General features: G+C 57.4%; 16 protein-coding genes. 6 read left to right on the top strand and 10 right to left on the bottom strand.

Annotation, left to right across the window (positions count from 1 at the left end; all coding sequences use genetic code 11):
• Positions 1-26 precede the first annotated feature (26 nt).
• The 4 genes from ACTZWX_RS10440 (at position 27) to ACTZWX_RS10425 (ending at position 5077) form a co-directional block, all read left to right on the top strand.
• Positions 27-272: a flagellar basal body rod C-terminal domain-containing protein gene (locus ACTZWX_RS10440; RefSeq protein ID WP_444713873.1), complete on the top strand. Its 246-nt coding sequence runs from the start codon at positions 27-29 to the stop codon at positions 270-272.
• A gap of 16 nt (positions 273-288) precedes the next feature.
• On the top strand, positions 289-1008 hold the full coding sequence (locus ACTZWX_RS10435; RefSeq protein WP_444713872.1) for a putative metalloprotease CJM1_0395 family protein: 720 nt from the start codon (positions 289-291) through the stop codon (positions 1006-1008).
• A gap of 258 nt (positions 1009-1266) precedes the next feature.
• The gene (locus tag ACTZWX_RS10430; RefSeq protein WP_444713871.1) at positions 1267-3066 is read left to right on the top strand and encodes an acyl-CoA dehydrogenase C-terminal domain-containing protein; all 1800 of its coding nucleotides are present in this window, start codon (positions 1267-1269) and stop codon (positions 3064-3066) included.
• Positions 3067-3286: 220 nt separating this feature from the next.
• On the top strand, positions 3287-5077 hold the full coding sequence (locus tag ACTZWX_RS10425; RefSeq protein WP_444713870.1) for an acyl-CoA dehydrogenase C-terminal domain-containing protein: 1791 nt from the start codon (positions 3287-3289) through the stop codon (positions 5075-5077).
• Positions 5078-5347: 270 nt separating this feature from the next.
• On the opposite strand, the gene ACTZWX_RS10420 is transcribed toward ACTZWX_RS10425, so the two are convergent.
• The 5 genes from ACTZWX_RS10420 to leuS all read right to left on the bottom strand — a co-directional run bounded on the left by ACTZWX_RS10420 (position 5348) and on the right by leuS (position 10726).
• Complete coding sequence (locus ACTZWX_RS10420) at positions 5348-5983, bottom strand: endonuclease (RefSeq protein ID WP_444713869.1); 636 nt, start codon at positions 5981-5983, stop codon at positions 5348-5350.
• Positions 5984-6173: 190 nt separating this feature from the next.
• Complete coding sequence (locus ACTZWX_RS10415; protein WP_444713868.1) at positions 6174-6437, bottom strand: hypothetical protein; 264 nt, start codon at positions 6435-6437, stop codon at positions 6174-6176.
• A 113-nt stretch (positions 6438-6550) separates the two neighbouring features.
• Complete coding sequence (gene holA / locus ACTZWX_RS10410) at positions 6551-7564, bottom strand: DNA polymerase III subunit delta (protein ID WP_152438693.1); 1014 nt, start codon at positions 7562-7564, stop codon at positions 6551-6553.
• Positions 7561-8139, bottom strand: a complete 579-nt coding sequence (locus ACTZWX_RS10405) for an LPS-assembly lipoprotein LptE (protein ID WP_444713867.1) — start codon at positions 8137-8139, stop codon at positions 7561-7563. The genes holA and ACTZWX_RS10405 overlap by 4 nt, the downstream gene beginning before the upstream one ends.
• Position 8140: 1 nt before the next feature.
• Positions 8141-10726, bottom strand: coding sequence for a leucine--tRNA ligase (leuS, locus tag ACTZWX_RS10400; protein WP_444714116.1), 2586 nt, complete (start codon positions 10724-10726; stop codon positions 8141-8143).
• A gap of 477 nt (positions 10727-11203) precedes the next feature.
• Here leuS and ACTZWX_RS10395 point away from each other — a divergent pair, with 477 nt between their 5' ends.
• Positions 11204-11749, top strand: coding sequence for a zinc ribbon-containing protein (locus tag ACTZWX_RS10395; RefSeq protein ID WP_444713866.1), 546 nt, complete (start codon positions 11204-11206; stop codon positions 11747-11749).
• On the opposite strand, the gene lnt is transcribed toward ACTZWX_RS10395, so the two are convergent.
• The 5 genes from lnt to miaB form a co-directional block, all read right to left on the bottom strand.
• A complete protein-coding gene (lnt, locus tag ACTZWX_RS10390) occupies positions 11739-13265 on the bottom strand; it encodes an apolipoprotein N-acyltransferase (protein ID WP_444714115.1) in 1527 nt (508 codons plus the stop codon). The two genes, ACTZWX_RS10395 and lnt, sit on opposite strands and share 11 nt — an antisense overlap.
• A gap of 19 nt (positions 13266-13284) precedes the next feature.
• A complete protein-coding gene (locus ACTZWX_RS10385; protein WP_444713865.1) occupies positions 13285-14130 on the bottom strand; it encodes an HlyC/CorC family transporter in 846 nt (281 codons plus the stop codon).
• Positions 14127-14600, bottom strand: a complete 474-nt coding sequence (gene ybeY, locus ACTZWX_RS10380) for an rRNA maturation RNase YbeY (RefSeq protein ID WP_444713864.1) — start codon at positions 14598-14600, stop codon at positions 14127-14129. Before ybeY ends, ACTZWX_RS10385 begins: the two co-directional genes overlap by 4 nt.
• On the bottom strand, positions 14597-15583 hold the full coding sequence (locus ACTZWX_RS10375) for a PhoH family protein (protein WP_444713863.1): 987 nt from the start codon (positions 15581-15583) through the stop codon (positions 14597-14599). The genes ybeY and ACTZWX_RS10375 overlap by 4 nt, the downstream gene beginning before the upstream one ends.
• Before the next feature lie 458 nt (positions 15584-16041).
• Positions 16042-17388, bottom strand: coding sequence for a tRNA (N6-isopentenyl adenosine(37)-C2)-methylthiotransferase MiaB (gene miaB / locus ACTZWX_RS10370; RefSeq protein ID WP_444713862.1), 1347 nt, complete (start codon positions 17386-17388; stop codon positions 16042-16044).
• A gap of 342 nt (positions 17389-17730) precedes the next feature.
• On the opposite strand from miaB, the gene trmH reads away from it, so the two are divergent.
• Entirely contained in the window at positions 17731-18471 is a 741-nt protein-coding gene (gene trmH, locus ACTZWX_RS10365; protein ID WP_444713861.1) for a tRNA (guanosine(18)-2'-O)-methyltransferase TrmH, read from the top strand.
• Positions 18472-18570: the final 99 nt, after the last annotated feature.

Below are 18570 nucleotides of genomic sequence, written 5' to 3'. Positions count from 1 at the left end.
AATGGGTCGTCACAGGTGGCTTGGATATGATTAACAACACCCTCTCTCTTGGTATTCAAGGTATTCAGGATGGTATGGCGGGCATGGAAAATGCGGCTCGCAAAATCGCCCGTGGCGGTGTTGACGGCCCGCAGGGTTCTGCTGAGGGTGCGGGTAACCTGGCTGAGCCAATCATTGAAATGACGCTCTACGAGCGCAGTGTTGAGGCGTCCGCGCAGGTTGTGAAGACGGCTGACGAAACACTGGGAACACTTCTGGACATCCGCGCCTGACACTGGCCATTAAGCGGTGAATATCCTCTCTTCGATCCCCCCTGTTTATCCGGTGGCTTCCGGTGCTGCGTCCGCGACCGGCAGCATTCCGCCGAGTGGCGTTTCCTCGGCAGCGCCTGGTGAAGGCTTCTCTACCGATGCTGATGATCGTACCCGGGGTGTTGAGCAGTCCTCCGACGCCAGATCAACCTCCCGATTTGTCGATGGTGAAGCGGATGCGAAGGCTGACCTGCAGGGGCTGACCGAAGCCGAGCTCAAACAGCTGAGCGAGCTGAAAGCCAGGGACCGAGAGGTTCGGGCTCATGAGGCGGCGCACCAGGCAGTCGGCGGTCAGTACGCCGGAGCCATGTCGTTTACCTATCAGCGGGGCCCTGACGGTGCCCAGTACGCCGTGGGCGGTGAAGTCCCCATCGATGTCTCCCCGGTCGCCGGCGATCCGCAGGCAACTATCGAGAAAATGCGTGTAGTGCGGGCGGCCGCCATGGCGCCGGCACAACCCTCAGCGCAGGATCGTGCGGTAGCAGCCCAGGCCATGCAGACCATGTTGCAGGCGCAGTCTGAACTGGCGGTCGGTGAAGGCGAGCCTGAGCCAGCGCCTGGTTCCGAAACGGCACCGGACGAGACAGCCCAGGGCCAGTCCGGCTTTGCCCGCCAGGCAGACGAAACCTACCGCAGCGTCTCTGCCATGCAGGGTGCCGAAGGCGTGTTCGGCGAGCCAACGTCTTTATTTGCCTGAATTACCTGACTGTTCCTTCTCTCAATCCGTCAGCTCCGGCGGTTTCCTATCGTTGTTGTGGCGGTGTTTTCCGCATTGGTGAACACACAATGCAACACAATTTTTAGCCGAGGCTATTGACAATTCTGTGTCGCAAAACGTATGTTTCAAACAAGTGTTTAATTAAGGCTGTGATGCGATGTGTCACAGTGTCTGAGCAAACCCAAGGCCAAAGGCTGTTATCTGTTTCAGCCGAGTCCGAAAACCGAGGTGGATTCCATGCCTGAGTACAAAGCGCCCCTGCGTGATATCAAATTCGTAATGAACGAGCTGCTGAACAGCGAGCAGCACTACGCCAATCTGGAAGGTGCCGAAGATGCAACTCCGGATATGGTCGATGCCATCATCCAGGAAGGTGCAAAGTTCTGTGAGCAGGTATTGTCTCCGCTGAACCAGGTGGGTGACCAGGAAGGCTGTACCTGGAGCGAAGACGGTGTAAAAACCCCGACCGGCTTCAAAGAGGCTTACCAGCAGTACGTTGAAGGTGGCTGGCCGTCCATGACTGCCGACCCCAACTACGGTGGCCAGGGCCTGCCACACTCCATCGGCCTGGTGGTCAGTGAGATGGTAGGGACTTCCAACTGGTCCTGGGGCATGTACCCTGGCCTGAGCCACGGTGCCACCAACACCATCGAAGAGCACGGTACCGAAGAGCAGAAGCAGACCTACCTGACCAAGCTGATCAGCGGCGAGTGGACCGGCACCATGTGTCTGACCGAGCCGCACTGTGGTTCTGACCTGGGCACCCTGCGCACCAAGGCCGAGCCGAACGCTGACGGTACCTACAGCATCACTGGCACCAAGATCTTTATCTCTGCCGGCGAGCACGACATGGCCGAGAACATCGTCCACATCGTACTGGCACGTCTGCCGGGCGCACCGGAAGGCACCAAGGGCATCTCCCTGTTCATCGTGCCTAAGCAGCTGCCGAACGAAGACGGCTCTGCCGGCGAGCGCAACGCGGTATCCTGTGGTTCCCTGGAGCACAAGATGGGTATCCACGGCAACGCTACCTGCGTCATGAACTTCGACGGCGCCAAGGGCTGGCTGATCGGGCCTGAGAACAAGGGCCTGAACTGCATGTTCACCTTTATGAACACTGCCCGTATCGGTACCGCCATCCAGGGTCTGGGTGCCGCTGAGCTTGGCTTCCAGGGTTCCCTGGCCTACGCCAAGGATCGCCTGGCTATGCGCTCCCTGAGCGGTCCGAAGAACCCGGACGGCATCGCTGATCCGATCATCGTGCACCCGGACGTACGCCGCATGCTGCTGACCCAGAAGGTTGTCGCTGAAGGCGCCCGCGCCCTGATTTACCTGGCTGGCCAGCAAGTGGACGTAGTTCACAGTGGCAAGACTGAAGAAGAGCGTAAGCACGCTGACGCGCTGCTGGGCTTCCTGACCCCGATCGCCAAGGCGTTCCTGACCGAAATCGGTTACGAGTCTGCCAACCTGGGTATGCAGGTATTCGGCGGCCACGGTTTCATCACTGAGTGGGGCATGGAACAGAACGTACGTGACTCCCGCATCGGCATGATCTACGAGGGTACTACCGGTATCCAGGCACTGGATCTGCTAGGCCGTAAGGTCCTGATGACCCAGGGCGAAGCGCTGAAAGTGTTCACCAAGCAGGTTCACGTATTCTGCAAAGAGAACGCCGACAACGAGCAGTTGAAAGAGTTCATCGAGCCGCTGGCTGCGATCAACAAGGAGTGGGGCGACCTGACCATGAAGGTTGGTATGACCGCCATGAAGAACCGTGAAGAAGTCGGTGCCGCTGCGGTGGACTACCTGATGTACTCCGGTTACGCGGTATTCGCCTACCTGTGGGCCCGAATGGCCAAAGTGGCACTGGACAAGATGGCTAACGGCACCTCCGAAGAGATGTTCTACAACGCCAAGGTTCAGTCTGCACGCTTCTACTTCAAGCGTCTGCTGCCTCGCACCAAGACCCACGCAGAAACCATGCTGGCCGGCTCTGACAGCCTGCTGGATATGCCGGAAGAAGCCTTCGCTATTTAAGGCGGGGTTGCTATCTGGTTGATGGCACAGAAAAAGCCCGTTCTCCGTCCGGAGGCGGGCTTTTTTCATGAGTCCCGGGCGTGTTTTGAGGTAGAATAGCGCGCTATAGAACAACAACCTTGTTTCGGACACATAGCCGAGCGGGGGATTATCAGACCTTCATCGAGAAGGCGTTTTCCACATCCCCCAAGTGACTGACTGAATTTCTGGAGAGTTTTACATGGCTGATTATCAGGCACCCCTTCGTGACATGCGTTTCGTTCTGAACGAAGTATTTGATGCCCCGGCGCTTTGGGCATCACTGCCTAAGATTGCAGAAAACGTAGATCCCGACACCGCAGATGCGATCCTTGAGGAAGCGGGCAAGATCACCAGTGGCGTGTTGGCACCCCTGAACCGCGAAGCGGACGAGCAGGGCTGTAAGTGGAACGAAGGCGAAGTTTCCACTCCGGAAGGTTTCAAAGAAGCCTACCAGACCATCGTGGAAGGTGGCTGGAACGGCCTCGGCGGCAACCCCGATTTTGGCGGTATGGGCATGCCGAAAACGCTGGTGGCCCAGTTTGAAGAAATGATGCAGGGCGCCAACATGGCCTTCGGCCTGGCTCCGATGCTGACCGCCGGTGCCTGCCTGGCCCTGGACGCTCACGGCAGCCAGGAGCTGAAAGAGAAATACCTGCCGAACATGTACTCCGGCGTTTGGTCTGGCGCCATGGACCTGACCGAGCCCCACGCTGGCACCGACCTGGGCATTATCCGTACCAAGGCCGAGCCGAACGACGACGGCTCCTTCAACGTAACTGGCACCAAGATCTTCATTACCTGGGGCGAGCACGACATGGCTGAGAACATCATCCATCTGGTGCTGGCCAAGCTCCCGGACGCTCCCAAAGGACCGAAGGGTATTTCCCTGTTCCTGGTGCCCAAGTTCATGGTGAACGACGATGGTTCCCTGGGCGAGCGCAACCAGTTCAGCTGTGGTTCCATCGAGAAAAAGATGGGTATCAAGGCCTCCGCTACCTGTGTGATGAACTTCGACGGCGCCAAAGGCTGGTTGGTTGGTGAAGAGAACAAAGGCCTGGCCGCCATGTTCACCATGATGAACTACGAGCGCCTGGGTGTGGGTATCCAGGGCATCGGCGCCGCCGAAGCCTCCCTCCAGAGCGCCCGCGAATACGCCAACGAGCGTATCCAGAGCCGCGCCCCCACCGGTGCCCAGCAGCCCGAAAAAGCCGCCGACCCGATCCTGGTACATCCAGACGTCCGTCGCATGCTGCTGACCATGAAGAGCTACGTAGAGGGTGGCCGTGCATTCTCCACCTACGTTGCCCAGTGGCTGGATATCTCCAAATACTCTGACAACGACGAACAGCGCAAACACGCCGAAGGCATGGTTGCCCTGCTGACCCCCGTCGCCAAAGCCTTCCTGACCGACCGTGGCCTGGACACCACCATCATTGGCCAACAAGTCTTTGGCGGCCACGGCTTCATCCGCGAGTGGGGCCAGGAGCAGCTGGTACGTGACTGCCGTATCACCCAGATCTACGAAGGCACCAACGGCATCCAGGCCATGGACCTGATGGGCCGCAAGGTCGTTGCCAGCCAGGGCAAGTTGTACGAACTGTTCGTGCAGGACGTCGCTTCGTTCATCGAACAGAACACCGGCGATGCCGCGCTGAAGCCCTACCTCGAGCCGCTGGCCGCCTCCCTGGAGCGCTTGTCTGACGTCACCGAGCACGTCATCAAGCAAGCCGGCGACAACCCCAACGCCATCGGCGCCGCTGCTGTCGACTACCTCGACATGTTTGGCTACACCGCCCTGGCGTACATGTGGGCCAAAACCGTCAAAGCCGCCGCTCCGAAAGCCGAGGGCGATACCTCCGGCTTCTACACCGGCAAGCTGAAAACAGCACGCTTCTACTTCGACCGCCTGCTGCCAAAGACCGTGTCTCTGGCCGAAGGTATCCGCAGTGGCAGCGATGCGATGATGGCTCTGGCGGCTAACGAAATCTGATTCAGATTTGTTACTCCAGATAGCAAAAAAGCAGGCCCAAGGGGCCTGCTTTTTTGTTGCTAGCGAACTGAAGTCTATCGGCGTGTTTAATTAGCTCTTACTGAGACATCGGAGAGAGCTAATAAAAAATTATGGGCGCCGGTCAGGGTATAGCTATTCAAAACCTTGCGGAGCCAGGGATGGCGGAGCAGAGCGTACAGGGAAGTATTCACAGCGTGTTTTGGATAGCTATACCCTGACCGGCGCTTGCACCAAAGCGAGATCAAAACCTCAAAGGCGATTAATCAGCCCAGGATTAACCACAAACGGGTTCTCGTTACCCTGAATCTCGGCAATACGCTGGTGCCGCGCCAACTCCCGATCATCCGGTGGATCCAGTTCACTCCAGCCCTGGAACACCGAAGTCGCCCCAAGCCACGGCAACCCATAGGTATCCACCATATAAGCCATCGTGCGGGCAACATCCCCCTTCACATGCTCCGGCGGCTCAAAAAATTGTGCACTCTCCCGAATACCACAGTCATCCGCCCGCGTCGCATCGCCCAGATTCTCATAGCGGGCGTTCCGCCTGCGCATCTCAACCCGCGAACGCACCGGCACCATATTGTGAAGATCCGACGTAATCTGACGGTACTGATTATCCTGCTTGCATTGACTCGTAGTGCCGCAAGTCAGCGCGCTACGGATATCGGCCGGCGGATAGACATAGCCATCCGTCATCACAAACCCCTTGCTGGTGAACGGCGCATCACAGAAAAACGACGTTCCGCCGTTTGCATAGAGATTGCCCCAGAACTGATCTTTCACGACCGTCTCTGGATCACTGAAACGGGTATTCTGGCCAATAACCAAGGTGGTTGAGAGGGCGAGTGTAAGTGTGATGGGAACTAACGTTATTTTTTTCATAGGGCCGCTGTACCTCACATTGCACGGCACATACCGTCGCCATCGCGACGAGCGATTGATGGCAAAATGAACAATCTGACAAAAGTATGACGGAGTGTTCACTCTTTTCTGTGAAGTATGGCACAGAGGCTCAAATAGAGAAGCCCCTGTGCGGCTCGTTCATGTTGTAAATTGTTAACGCGTTAACAATCTATTTCATTTTGTTGCGGATGTCCTGATAGCGGGTCCTGAGGTCTTCTCCCCATTGGCGAGCCGTGTCTCTCGCCTCATGGCTGGCATTCTCCGCATCATGGACAACCTGATCCAGCTTCTGGCGGAAGCGATCCCATTCCTGTTCCAGGTCGTCCCATTCATCTTTTACATCTTCCTTGGCCAGATGCAGTTGCACACGGGCTTCGTCACGGTACTGCTTGATTTTTTCCGACAGTTTGTTGAATTCGTCTTGCAGGCTCATAGCGATTCTCCTTCCCTGATGAGTTGGGAAGTCTACAATGCGCCGGAATGTAAAAAACTGTCAAGAGGGTGAAAGTCAGGGTTTTGCGAAGGTTCGTACTGGATTGACCTGGATCAGTTAGGGCGAGCACCGGCAAGAACCGCCGACAAATCCCTGAGGTGATGCCAGGGGGTAAGGCTATCAAACCCCTTGGCGGATCGGTCTGTGGCGTTGCACAGACTGATGGCGCGGTGCAGTTGATGCATATTCAGCCGACGGGCTGCCTGCTGGATAGCGGACGCTCGCCGGGGCTGGAACACTCCGCGTTTTTTCAGGAAACCTGCTGGACTGTCCCCCGGGGGCAAAGCGGTTTTCAGTTCGATGATGATGTGCAGGTCTCGCACCAGCACACTCAACAAACCCAGCGGGTTTTCACCTTCCTGCTGAAGGATTCCGATGATCTTTCCCGCATGGGCAGCTTTACCGGCGAGTAACTCGGTGACCAACTCAAAGCCATTGAAGCGGGCGCTGTCCTGGACCGCTTGCTCGATGGTCTCTTCGTCGATGGTTTTGCCAGCCGTCAGTAACGCCAATCTGTCCAGTTCCTGGCTGGCAGCCAGAAGATTCCCCTCAAGCCGCTCCGTGAGCATGCCCAGGGCCCCGCGGGTAAGACTCAGGCCTTGCCCGCTGGCCCGCTGTTGCAGCCAGCCTGCAAATTTATCGGGCTCAACCGGCCAGACCGGTACATGGACACCGCAGCCTTGTAGAGCCTTGTACCACTTGCGTTTGGTTTCTGCGGCGTCGAGTTTGGCGCTGATGAGTAGCAGGATAACGTCTTCGGGTGGTGCCTCAAGAACCTGTTCAAGAACCTTTCGGCCATCCCCGAGCTTGCCCGTTGGCAGGTGAATCTCGATACGCCGCTTCTCGGCAAACAGGGACATGGCGTTGCATTCATCGGCAACGGCATTCCAGTCCAGTTGATGGTCGGCGTGGTAGGTCAGGCGGTCCTGATACCCCGAGTCCCGGGCCGTCTTTCGGATCAGGTCACAGCATTCCTGCACCAGCAGGGGCTCGTCACCGGAAATCAGGTAGACCGGAGCCAGACCTTTCTTGAGCAACTGGGGGAGCTGGCCGGGTTGGGTCTTCATGGCGCATCGGCTTGTTTCTGGCTTGTTTCGTACTCTGCGATGGCCGCGTCAATCCGCTCCCGGGTCATCGGCGCCAGCCTGAAGAGTACCTGTTGCGCCAGCCGGTCTCCCAGCTGTTGCCTCAGTTCCTCTTCTTCCCGCTGCTTGGCCAGCACATTGGTTTCATCGTAACGATAGGTCTCGTTGGTGGTCAGATCGGTTGCGGCAATCAGCGGGATCCGGTCTGCGGTCAGCAACTCCATAGTGACTTGATGTCGCAGTATGTACTCTGCCGCGGCGGCCTGAGCGGTAATGGCGGATGCCCGGCGGTCCTGCTGGTAGCTTCTCAGCCGAAGCACGTAGTCCGCAGATGAAGCATCCTGCAGATCAATGCCCCCCAGCCTGAGTTGATCCCGCACCGACTGGCAGAAACGCCCGGGCAAGGACTCGGGGCAGTCTACTGCCAGGGGTTGCAGAGAAGCCGGCACCGGTGAGGTGCCCCGTAACTGAAAGCCGCACCCGGCAAGCGTGGCGGTAGCCAGTATTGCCAGTAACAGTAGCCGGAGGGCTTTCAGAAAAAAAGGCACCGAAGCCATATCAGTTAGCCACCACGTTAACCAGCTTTCCGGGTACAACGATGACTTTGCGCACGGTTTTGCCATCAGTGAAGCGCATAACGTTTTCGTTCTCCAGAGCCAGTTTTTCCAGGTCCGCCTTGCCGATGTCCGCGGGCACGCTTTCTTTTGCCCGTACTTTACCGTTGACCTGCAGCACAACCTCAATCTCACTGCGGACCATGGCACTTTCGTCGGCAACCGGCCAGCTGGCATCAACCACGGGTTCTGCGTGGCCAAGAGCTTGCCAGAGAGTATGGCTGATGTGCGGCACGATGGGCGACAGCACCAGAACCGCCACCTCCAGTGCTTCCTGGCGAACTGCGAGGCTCTGGGGCTCGTTGTCTGTCAGTCGGCTGACTTCGTTCAGCAGTTCCATCACAGCGGCGATAGCCGTATTGAAGGTGAGGCGACGACTGATGTCGTCACTGACCTTGGCAATGGTTTCGTGGGTCTTGCGGCGCAGATCCTTCTGGGCGCTGTTCAGGCTGCCAGCCTCAAGGGTAGGCACCTGGCCACCGGCGGTCTGCTCATTGACCAGGCGCCACAGCCGCTTGAGGAAGCGGTGTGCGCCTTCCACGCCGCTGTCAGACCATTCGAGGGACTGTTCTGGCGGCGCAGCAAACATCATGAACAGACGAACGGTGTCGGCGCCATGCTGGTCAATGATCGCCTGAGGGTCTATGCCGTTGTTCTTGGACTTGGACATCTTGGTGACACCGCCGATCTGAACCGGCTGGCCGTCTTCATTGTGGACCGCTTTCACCACTTGCCCTTTGTTGTCCCGTTCGACCGTGACATCGGCCGGGGCAATCCAGGTGATCTTGCCGGACTCATCTTCCCGATAGTAGGTCTCAGCCAGCACCATGCCCTGACAGAGCAGGCGATTGAACGGCTCCGAACTGTTGACCAGGCCAACGTCCCGCAGCAGTTTGTGGAAGAAACGGGCGTACAATAGATGCAGGATCGCGTGCTCGATACCGCCGATGTACTGATCCACCGGCAGCCAGTAATTGGCCGCTGCCGGGTCCAGCATGCCCTTGTCGTAATTAGGGCTGCAGAAGCGCGCGTAATACCAGGATGACTCCATGAAGGTGTCGAAGGTATCGGTCTCAAGAGTAGCCGCCTGACCGTTAAATTCGGTTTTGCACCACTCCGGATCGGCCTTGATCGGTGACTGAACGCCGTCCATCTCGACATCTTCCGGCAGGCGAACCGGTAGCTGGTCATCCGGCACCGGCATTTCAGTGCCGTCTTCCAGAGTCATCATGGGAATGGGAGCGCCCCAGTACCGTTGACGAGAAACACCCCAGTCACGCAGGCGGTAGTTGACGGTGCGCGTGCCGATACCGTTGTCTTCAAGGTATTGCGCGATCTCGTCGAAGGCTTCCTCGCTGGTCAGTCCACTGTATTTGCCGGATGATACAAGTACACCTTTCTCGGTAAAGGCTTTTTCCTGAACGTCGATATCACGGCTGTCATTGGGCGCAATGACCTGCTTGATGGCCAGCTTGTACTTCAGGGCAAACTCGTGGTCGCGGTCATCGTGGCCGGGAACGGCCATCAGTGCGCCCGTGCCGTAGTCCATCAATACAAAGTTGGCGACCCATACCGGCACTTCTTCCTGGGTCAGCGGATGAATGGCTTTGAACCCGGTGTCGATGCCCTTCTTTTCCATGGTGGCCACTTCGGCTTCCGCCACCTTGCTGTTGCGGCACTGCTCGACAAACTCAGCGACATCCCGGTGCCGTTCAGCCGCGGCCTTGGCGAGCGGGTGTTCCGCAGCAACCGCCATGTAACTGACTCCCATCAGGGTGTCCGGACGGGTGGTGTAAACGGTCAGGCCGTCTTCCCGGTCTTTCAGCGGGAACGTCAGCTCAGTACCTACAGACTTGCCGATCCAGTTCCGCTGCATGGTCTTGACCTGCTCGGGCCAGTCTTCGAGCTGGTCCAGGTCGTTCAGCAGTTCTTCGGCGTAATCGGTGATGCGGATAAACCACTGGGGAATCTTCTTCTGCTCAACCAGCGCACCAGAGCGCCAGCCCCGGCCATCCACCACCTGCTCGTTAGCCAGAACCGTCTGGTCGACCGGGTCCCAGTTTACGGTGGACATTTTCTTGTATACCAGGCCCTTTTCGTAAAGACGGGCAAAGAACCATTGTTCCCAGCGGTAGTATTCGGGATCACAGGTGGCCAACTCACGGCCCCAGTCGTAACCGAAGCCCAACTGCTTGAGCTGTTTCTTCATGTATTCGATGTTCGCCCGGGTCCACTTGGCGGGGGCGGATTTGTTGGCAATGGCGGCGTTCTCGGCGGGCAGACCGAAGGCGTCCCAGCCCATGGGTTGCATGACATTCTTGCCTTGCATGCGCTGGTAGCGGGAAATCACGTCGCCGATGGTGTAGTTGCGAACGTGGCCCATGTGCAGCTTGCCGCTGGGATAGGGGAACATGGACAGGCAGTAGTACTTGGGCTTGCCGGGTTCTTCCTTCACTTTGAAGGTTTCGTTGGTTTCCCAGAAGTCGCGGGCGGTCTGCTCTACATCACGTGGGTTGTATTGTTCGTCCATTCCTGCCATTACCAAAATTACCCTGTGTGAAAATGAGGTTCGAAAGGGCCGAACATTCTAACGCACCCAAGGCTTAACAGGTAGTCTGCCAATTTCGCAGACTTGTGCCAGACTTCCCGTATGGAGGTTATTCGTGGGTTTGGTGCAGGTTGCTGCCGGGGATGGCTTCCCGGGACACGCCGTGAACCCATCCCTGGGGGCTTGAGCGCAGCATCCATGCTGCGCATAGTCCCGGGAAGCCATCCCCGGCAGCACCCCAAACTTGCGAAGGGTACTCTTGGAGAGAAGCGCTTGCTCCACTGCGATTAGCTAAAGGCAGGGAGAATGTCCGGGGGGCAGGATGTGGTACCTCTTTCCGGGACTGACTGCAGCATGGATGCTGCAGTCAAGCGTACAGGGACGTATTTACAGCGTGTCCCGGAAAGAGGTACCACATCCTGACCCTTGCACCAAAACTAGAAAACAGGCGGGAAGACTATGACGGAACCAGAACGCAATCACCTTTCAGGCAAGGCCCTCGAGGCTTACGACAGAATGCTGGAGCGGGTACAAACCCGTTTGCATGAGCTCCAGGAAACCTCACTTCAGACTCTGGAGGAAGAAGTTCAGAAAGCGGTTGAGTTTGAATACGAACTGGAAGAAATGACCCGTGAGGAAGCCGACCTGCTCGGCGCCTACCTTGAGCGGGACCTGGAGCACCTGCTGAACTTTGTCGAGGAAACCGGTGAGGGCCTGAGAGAATGGTTGCAGCTGGATATCTCGTTACTGGAGCACACCCTGGCGGATCGACTGCTTTCGGTAGCCGACAAAACCCTGGTGGACACCCTGGAACTCAAACAGAAACTGGAGAACCAGGACGTCAGCCACTACATATCGGGCGAGGTGGCCACCGCCGGTATGTTCCGGTGCATGAATTGCAACCATATGGTGTGCCTGACCAAAACCAGCCACTTGCACCCGTGCGAGGCCTGCGGGTCCCATTACTTCGAGCGGGTAACCAGCCGCTGGCCGCCTAAGGAGTAGGGTTTTTCGGGATCACCCGCTCCCGCACAAACACGATCAGGATCACCGCCAGGGTCAGCACCGGCCATGAACCGGTCTGCATGTAGGGCGTGCTGCCGGTGGCGGGGAAGACCTCACCGGTCAGTACTGCCCGTTGGAACTGCGGAATCCGTTCGGTGATCTCGCCCTTTTCGTTGATGATCGCGGTAACGCCGTTATTGGTGCCCCTGAGCATATAGCGGCCGGTTTCCAGGGCGCGCATGCGGGCCAGTTGAAGGTGCTGCAACGGGCCAATGGAATCACCGAACCAGCCATCATTGCTGATGGTTAACAGCAAGCCGGAGTTACGGGCATTGAAGGCGACAAAGTCCGGGTAGGCTACTTCGTAGCAGATGTACGGCATGATGTTGATGCCGTTGGCCACCAGCGGAGACTGGTACTTTGGCCCGGGGGTGAAGCTGCTCATGGGCAGGTCGAAAAAGCCGATCAGTCCCCGCAGAATGCCCTGCAACGGTACATATTCGCCAAACGGCACTAACTTCTGCTTGTGGTAGATGCCTTCACCGTTGCCAATGGTCATGATGCTGTTGTGGAAGGTGAAGTCGTCGATACGATCGCTGTATCCGTACCAGGGAATACCCGTGATGAGAGTGCTTTTGTCACCGAGTTCCTCATGGATATGGTCAAGCACCTTGCCTGCTTGGTCCTGGGGAATCGGTATTGCGGTTTCCGGCCATAGAATGAGGTCACGTTGCCAGTGGGCTTCGGTCATACCCAGGTAGGCGACAATCTGGTCCCGGAGGAAGTCCGGGTCCCACTTGATCTGTTGGGGAATGTTACCCTGCATGGCAGCAAAAGTGACCGGCTCACTGCTGAGGTCTGTCCAGTCGGCCTGTTTCATGGCAGGCGCAATGAACCAGGGCAGCAGGGTGAGGACTGCGGCTACCCCGGCTGATTTTCGCCGACCCGACAACAAGAGCCACCAGATGGCGTAGGCGGCCGCACCCGTGACCGTGATCCAGAACGTGATGCCATGTACGCCGGTGAGCGGTGCAAGGCCGCCAAGTGGTCCATCCGTGTGTGCAGTACCCAGGTACAGCCAGGGAAAGCCTGTGAGCAGCCAGCCCCGCAGCCAGTCCCCCAATATCCAGATAGCCGGGAACAGGAGCAGGCGCCGGATCATGCTTTCTTTGGCCAGTTTGCCCCAGAACCAGAAGGCAAGGCCGTGGAACAGCGCCAGCCCTGCTATAAAAAGGACCATCAGCAGGACGGCCACCGGCACTGGGGTGTTCCCGTGCTCGCTGATGCTGATGTAAATCCAGCTTGCGCCAGAACCGAACAGGCCAAGGCCGATAAACCAACCGGCGCGAAACAGTTTTTCCGAGGCCTGGTGGAGTGTTACCAGGACAATCAGAAAAACCGAGAGGGGGCCAAGCCACCACAAATGAAAAGGTGAAAAGGTGAGGGTCTGGAGTGCACCGGCAATCAGCAGGATTGCCGGGCCAAACCAGGGGTGGTCAATAAACCGCAGATTCAGAGGGCGACCAAGGCCAGGTTCATGATTCACTTCGCGTTACCTGCAACAAACGGATGACTCGGTTATCGGCGTTGGCAATAGTAAACTGCAAGCCGCCGAATTCAACCGTTTCTCCCCGTCTGGGCAGGTGACCAAATTCTTTGAGAACCAGGCCGCCAATGGTGTCGAACTCTTCCTCGTCCATCATGGTCTCGAAAAATTCGTTGAAGTCTTCAATGGGGGTGACGGCTTTGACGGCATAGGTGCCATCGCCGCGAGCCTTGATGTGGGTTTCCTCGTCGAAGTCGTGTTCGTCTTCGATCTCACCGACGATCTGCTCAAGCACGTCTTCGATGGTAATCAGGCCGGCGGTGCCGCCGTACTCATCGACCACAATGGCCATGTGGTTGCGGTTTTCCTTAAACTCTTTAAGCAGCTGGTTCAGCCGCTTGCTCTCCGGCACGAACGTGGGTGGCCGGAGAATCTCCCGGATACCGTTCCAGTTCAGTTCGTTGTTGATCGCCAGAGGCAGCAGATCTTTGGCCAGTAGCACACCAATAACGTCATCCTGGCTCTCGCCGATCACCGGGAAGCGGCTATGGGCAGACGACATGATTTCCGGCAGGAATTCTTTCGGCTCCTGGGAGGCTTTGACAGTGATCATCTGTGAGCGGGGGATCATGATCTCGTCCACCCGCATGTCGATCACTTGCATGGCGCCTTCGATAATGCTCATGGAATCTGCATCAATGATGTTCTCAGATTCGGCATCCCGAAGAATCTCCAGCACGTCCTCGACGGACTCAGGCCCGCTGGAGAAGGCCTGTGATATACGCTCCAGCCAGGACTTGCCGCCCTGGCTGCGACTCGACTGATCGTCGCTCATGAGTCTGGTTCCGTTTCCTCTGCTTCGTAAGGGTTAGCAAATCCAAGCTGCGAGAGCAGCCGGACTTCGAGGGCTTCCATGGCCTCGGCTTCGTTATCTTCAATATGGTCGTAGCCCTGGAGATGCAACATACCGTGCACCACCATATGGGCCCAGTGGGCAACAGAATCTTTATGCTGTTCCTGCGCCTCTTTTTCAACAACCGGCGCGCAAATCACCAGATCTCCGGCCAATGGCACCGTTATACCCGGTGGTGCTTCAAATGGGAAGGACAAAACATTGGTGGGCTTGTCCTTGCCCCGGTACTGGTGATTCAGGTTCTGACTTTCGTCGTTACCGACAATACGGATCGTCACTTCAGACGGATCCTCGCCCAGCCATGCCTTTTCAGCCCAAACCTGGAACTGTGTTTCGTCGGGTACACCGGTGCCCTCATAAACTACCTGGAAATCCACGGTCAGTTTGCTCATGGGCTGGTTGAGCCCCCATCACCGAACGAGTCGTAGGCTTCCACAATGCGCTGAACCAGAGGATGGCGAACCACATCTTTTGATTCAAATCGGGTAAAGCCGATACCGGGGACCTTGCTGAGCACGCTGGCGGCGTGAATCAGCCCGGAGTTCTGCCCGCGCGGCAGGTCCACCTGGGTGGTGTCGCCGGTGATCACCGCCGTTGAACCAAAGCCAATCCGGGTGAGGAACATCTTCATTTGCTCCCGGGTAGTGTTCTGGCTTTCATCCAGAATAATGAACGAGTTATTCAGGGTGCGGCCACGCATGAACGCCAGTGGTGCAATCTCGATCACGCTTTTCTCGATCAGGCGGGTAACCTGATCAAAGCCGAGCATTTCATAGAGGGCGTCGTACAGTGGCCGCAGGTAGGGGTCCACCTTCTGGGCCAGGTCGCCGGGCAGAAAACCCAGCTTTTCGCCGGCTTCCACCGCAGGCCGGACCAGCAGAATCCGTTTAACCTGCTCGTCTTTCAACGCCTCGACCGCGCAAGCTACGGCCAGCCAGGTTTTGCCGGTGCCTGCAGGCCCGATGCCGAAGTTGATGTCGTAAGTGCGGATGTTGTGCACGTACTTTTGTTGGTTCTGACCACGGGGTTTGGCGGTCAGCTTCGGGGTTTTGATAACCGTGACCTGGCCTTCGTCGTAGGGCACATCATCCGGCAGGCGTTCAAGGCCGGTCTCACGGATAAACAGATGTACGGTGTCCGGCGGAATATCTTCGCTGGCTTCGGTTTCCCGGTACAGGTGCCGAATGACTTCGGTGGCTGCGGCTACATTTTCGGTGTGGCCTTCCACCCGGAAGTGGTGGCCCCGGCGGCCGACTTTCACCTGCAGACGTTTTTCGATCATCTTCAGGTGTTCGTCGAACTGGCCGCAGAGGGTGGCCAGGCGGCGCTGGTTGACTGGGTGCAGGTCAAATTGTCTGGTATCGTGAGTGTTCAATCTTGCTCCGTTTCGTTTTACTCCCCGGGGTTCTGCTGTGGGGGAGTAGGCTTTTCAGGCTGCGAAGTTATCGGTACAGGGCGGGCAGGGCCGTCAAAAAAACGCCCGTGAATACATCCCTGTAGGGCTTCGTCGCGCCTTCCCTGGCGCTCCAGATTTTTTGACGGCCCTGCCCGCCCCGTACCTGTTTAAACAATGTGCAGGCCGAAAGGGCGAAAAACAAGTGGTTTGGATGAGCCAATTCCGTAATCACTGGTCTGTGGCGGGGTTTGGTTAGCAATTTGTACGGCATGCCATTGTGAAGTCTGCCGGTGACAGGGTGAGGGTGCCTCCCAAAAATCTGGAGCGCCAGGGAAGGCGCGACGAAGCCCTACAGGGACGTACTTGCGGGCGTTTTTTGGGAGGCACCCTCACCCTGTCACCAAGCCCCCAAAACCAGAAACCATGGGAGCCAAAGCTCAGTAAAACTCAGAACCAACAGGCACGCCGCGAAGAGAGTTGGCATAGGCCTCAACAATCTCCACATCGATAAAATGGCCAACCACTTCAGGGTTTTCGTGGCGGAAGTTTACGATGCGGTTGTTCTCAGTACGACCTGCATACTCGCCCGGGTCCTTCTTGGACAGGCCAGTCACTAGAATCCGCTGGGTAGAGCCCACCATTTTCCGGCTGATATCCATCACATTCTGATTCAGGCGGTCCTGCAGAATACTCAGGCGCTGTTTCTTGACCTCCATCGGCGTATCGTCCGGCAGGTCTGAGGCCGGTGTGCCCGGGCGGGCGCTGTAGACGAAGCTGAAGGACATATCAAAGCCGATGTCGTTGATCAGCTTCATGGTGTCTTCGAAATCTTTATCGGTTTCACCCGGGAAGCCGATGATGAAATCGGAGGAGAAGCTGATGTCCGGGCGGATCTTGCGCAGGCGGCGGAGCTTGGATTTGTACTCCAGCGCAGTATGGCCACGCTTCATGGCCGCCAGGATGCGGTCGGAGCCGCTTTGCACCGGCAGATGCAGGTGGCTGACCAGTTCAGGAACCCGCTCGTAGACGTCTATCAATGCATCACTGAATTCCACCGGGTGAGAGGTGGTGTAACGGATGCGGTCGATGCCGTCGATGGTGGCGATGACTTCGATCAGTTCCGCCAGGTCCATCTGGTCGCCGTCGTGGGTGTCGCCACGGTAGGCGTTGACGTTCTGGCCCAGCAGGTTCACTTCCCGAACGCCCTGGGCGGCCAGGTGGGCCACCTCGGCAATGACGTCGTCCACCGGGCGGCTGACTTCTTCGCCGCGGGTGTAGGGCACCACGCAGAAGGTGCAGTACTTGCTGCAGCCTTCCATGATGGAGACAAACGCAGAGGGGCCGTCGGCGCCGGGCTCGGGCAGGTTGTCGAATTTTTCGATTTCCGGGAAGCTGACGTCTACCACGCCTACGCCGTTACCCTTGGTGCGCACTTCGGTAATCATGTCTGGCAGGCGGTGCAGTGTTTGCGGACCGAACACCATGTCTACGTAAGGAGCCCGGTCGATGATGGCCTGGCCTTCCTGGCTGGCAACGCAGCCGCCGACGCCGATGATGAGGTCGGGCTTTTTGGATTTCAGGTTTTTCCAGCGGCCGAGCTGGTGGAACACTTTCTCCTGGGCTTTTTCGCGGATGGAGCAGGTGTTCAGCAGGAGGATGTCGGCGTCATCCGGGTTGTCGGTCACTTCAACCGCTTCGCCGGTTTTGAGCAGGTCTGCCATGCGGGCAGAGTCGTACTCGTTCATTTGGCAGCCGTGGGTTTTGATGAACAGCTTCTTGGCCATGGGTCTCACGTAGTTTGGTGTGTTGGCGCCGGGGTGGTGTGGGGCGCTGGCAAAAATGGACTGCACATTATAACGGGGTGCTTAAACATCAACCACCGTTGTCTCGGTATTCCTCATTTGCCCTTGTGCTATTATTCGCCGCTTGTGTGCATGAAGGCTTTTGGGGTGGGCTTTCCAAAAACCGCTACGAGCACATCCATGTGCGCTTCTCTCAGGCCATCCATGGCCTTCGAAATTTTTGGAAAGCCCACCCCAAAACCCTTCCCAGACACCTGTACTGGATTCTACAAGCTGGATTGTTGGTTTGTGGGAACCGGAAAATCATCGCTAGCCAATATACCTATGACTCCCGAACGCCTCGCCCGAATCAAACAAGTCCTTAACACCCGCCAACCCGACCTGCGGGTGCTGACGGATCAGGTGCATAAACCCCGAAACCTTTCCGCCATCATCCGCTCCTGTGACGCTTTCGGTGTGGCGAACATGCACGTGGTGTGGCCGAAGGAGGGTTTTCGGGCGTTTCGTAAGACCGCCGGGGGTAGCTTTCACTGGGTAACAACCCACACCCATCCCACCATGGATAATGCCGTCACCGAGCTGAAAGCGCAGGGCCACAAGCTCTATGCCGCGCAGTTGTCGGACCGGGCGGTGGATTTTCGGGAAGTGGATTTTACGGTGCCCTGCACGATTATCATGGGTAACGAGGTGGATGGCGTGAACCCGGTCACCTCCGAGCAGGCGGATGAGCATATTGTGATTCCGATGATGGGCATGGTGGAATCGCTGAATGTGTCTTCAGCCTGTTCGATTATCCTTTCTGAAGCCCAGCGTCAGCGGAAGCTGGCGGGTATGTTTGATCAGCGGCGGATGCCGGATGACGAATACAACCGTCTGCTGTTTTGCTGGTGTCAGCCGACGGTTAAGCGCTACTGCGACGACCGCAACCTGCCGTATCCGCCCATCGACCACGAAACCGGCGAACTGATCGACGGGGTAGGCTGGATGCAGGAAGTCAGAAAAATAAGGGCCAATCGCCCCAGATGGGACGACCAACCAGAAAACACAGAAGCAAACGAGTCCTGACGGGCGTCAGCAAAATTGTTATGCCGGTGCGGGGTGGGGATGTCTTTTTCTGCCGGAAAAAGATGTCTGAGCGAAGCGAGTTGTTTTTCCAAAGAAAAA

Origin of the sequence: Marinobacter sp. NSM, from assembly GCF_052380025.1 — a bacterium.
Classification (GTDB): Bacteria; Pseudomonadota; Gammaproteobacteria; order Pseudomonadales; family Oleiphilaceae; genus Marinobacter.
This window is presented reverse-complemented; position numbering and strand designations above follow the sequence as displayed.

What these genes read in the sequence shown, in the direction of transcription:
- ACTZWX_RS10440 (WP_444713873.1), top strand. Translation starts at nt 27, where the DNA reads ATGATTAACAACACCCTCTCTCTTGGTATTCAAGGTATTCAGGATGGT.
- ACTZWX_RS10430 (WP_444713871.1), top strand. Translation starts at nt 1,267, where the DNA reads ATGCCTGAGTACAAAGCGCCCCTGCGTGATATCAAATTCGTAATGAAC.
- ACTZWX_RS10425 (WP_444713870.1), top strand. Translation starts at nt 3,287, where the DNA reads ATGGCTGATTATCAGGCACCCCTTCGTGACATGCGTTTCGTTCTGAAC.
- ACTZWX_RS10420 (WP_444713869.1), bottom strand. Translation starts at nt 5,983, where the DNA reads ATGAAAAAAATAACGTTAGTTCCCATCACACTTACACTCGCCCTCTCA.
- ACTZWX_RS10415 (WP_444713868.1), bottom strand. Translation starts at nt 6,437, where the DNA reads ATGAGCCTGCAAGACGAATTCAACAAACTGTCGGAAAAAATCAAGCAG.
- holA (WP_152438693.1), bottom strand. Translation starts at nt 7,564, where the DNA reads ATGAAGACCCAACCCGGCCAGCTCCCCCAGTTGCTCAAGAAAGGTCTG.
- ACTZWX_RS10405 (WP_444713867.1), bottom strand. Translation starts at nt 8,139, where the DNA reads ATGGCTTCGGTGCCTTTTTTTCTGAAAGCCCTCCGGCTACTGTTACTG.
- leuS (WP_444714116.1), bottom strand. Translation starts at nt 10,726, where the DNA reads ATGGACGAACAATACAACCCACGTGATGTAGAGCAGACCGCCCGCGAC.
- ACTZWX_RS10395 (WP_444713866.1), top strand. Translation starts at nt 11,204, where the DNA reads ATGACGGAACCAGAACGCAATCACCTTTCAGGCAAGGCCCTCGAGGCT.
- ACTZWX_RS10385 (WP_444713865.1), bottom strand. Translation starts at nt 14,130, where the DNA reads ATGAGCGACGATCAGTCGAGTCGCAGCCAGGGCGGCAAGTCCTGGCTG.
- ybeY (WP_444713864.1), bottom strand. Translation starts at nt 14,600, where the DNA reads ATGAGCAAACTGACCGTGGATTTCCAGGTAGTTTATGAGGGCACCGGT.
- miaB (WP_444713862.1), bottom strand. Translation starts at nt 17,388, where the DNA reads ATGGCCAAGAAGCTGTTCATCAAAACCCACGGCTGCCAAATGAACGAG.
- trmH (WP_444713861.1), top strand. Translation starts at nt 17,731, where the DNA reads ATGACTCCCGAACGCCTCGCCCGAATCAAACAAGTCCTTAACACCCGC.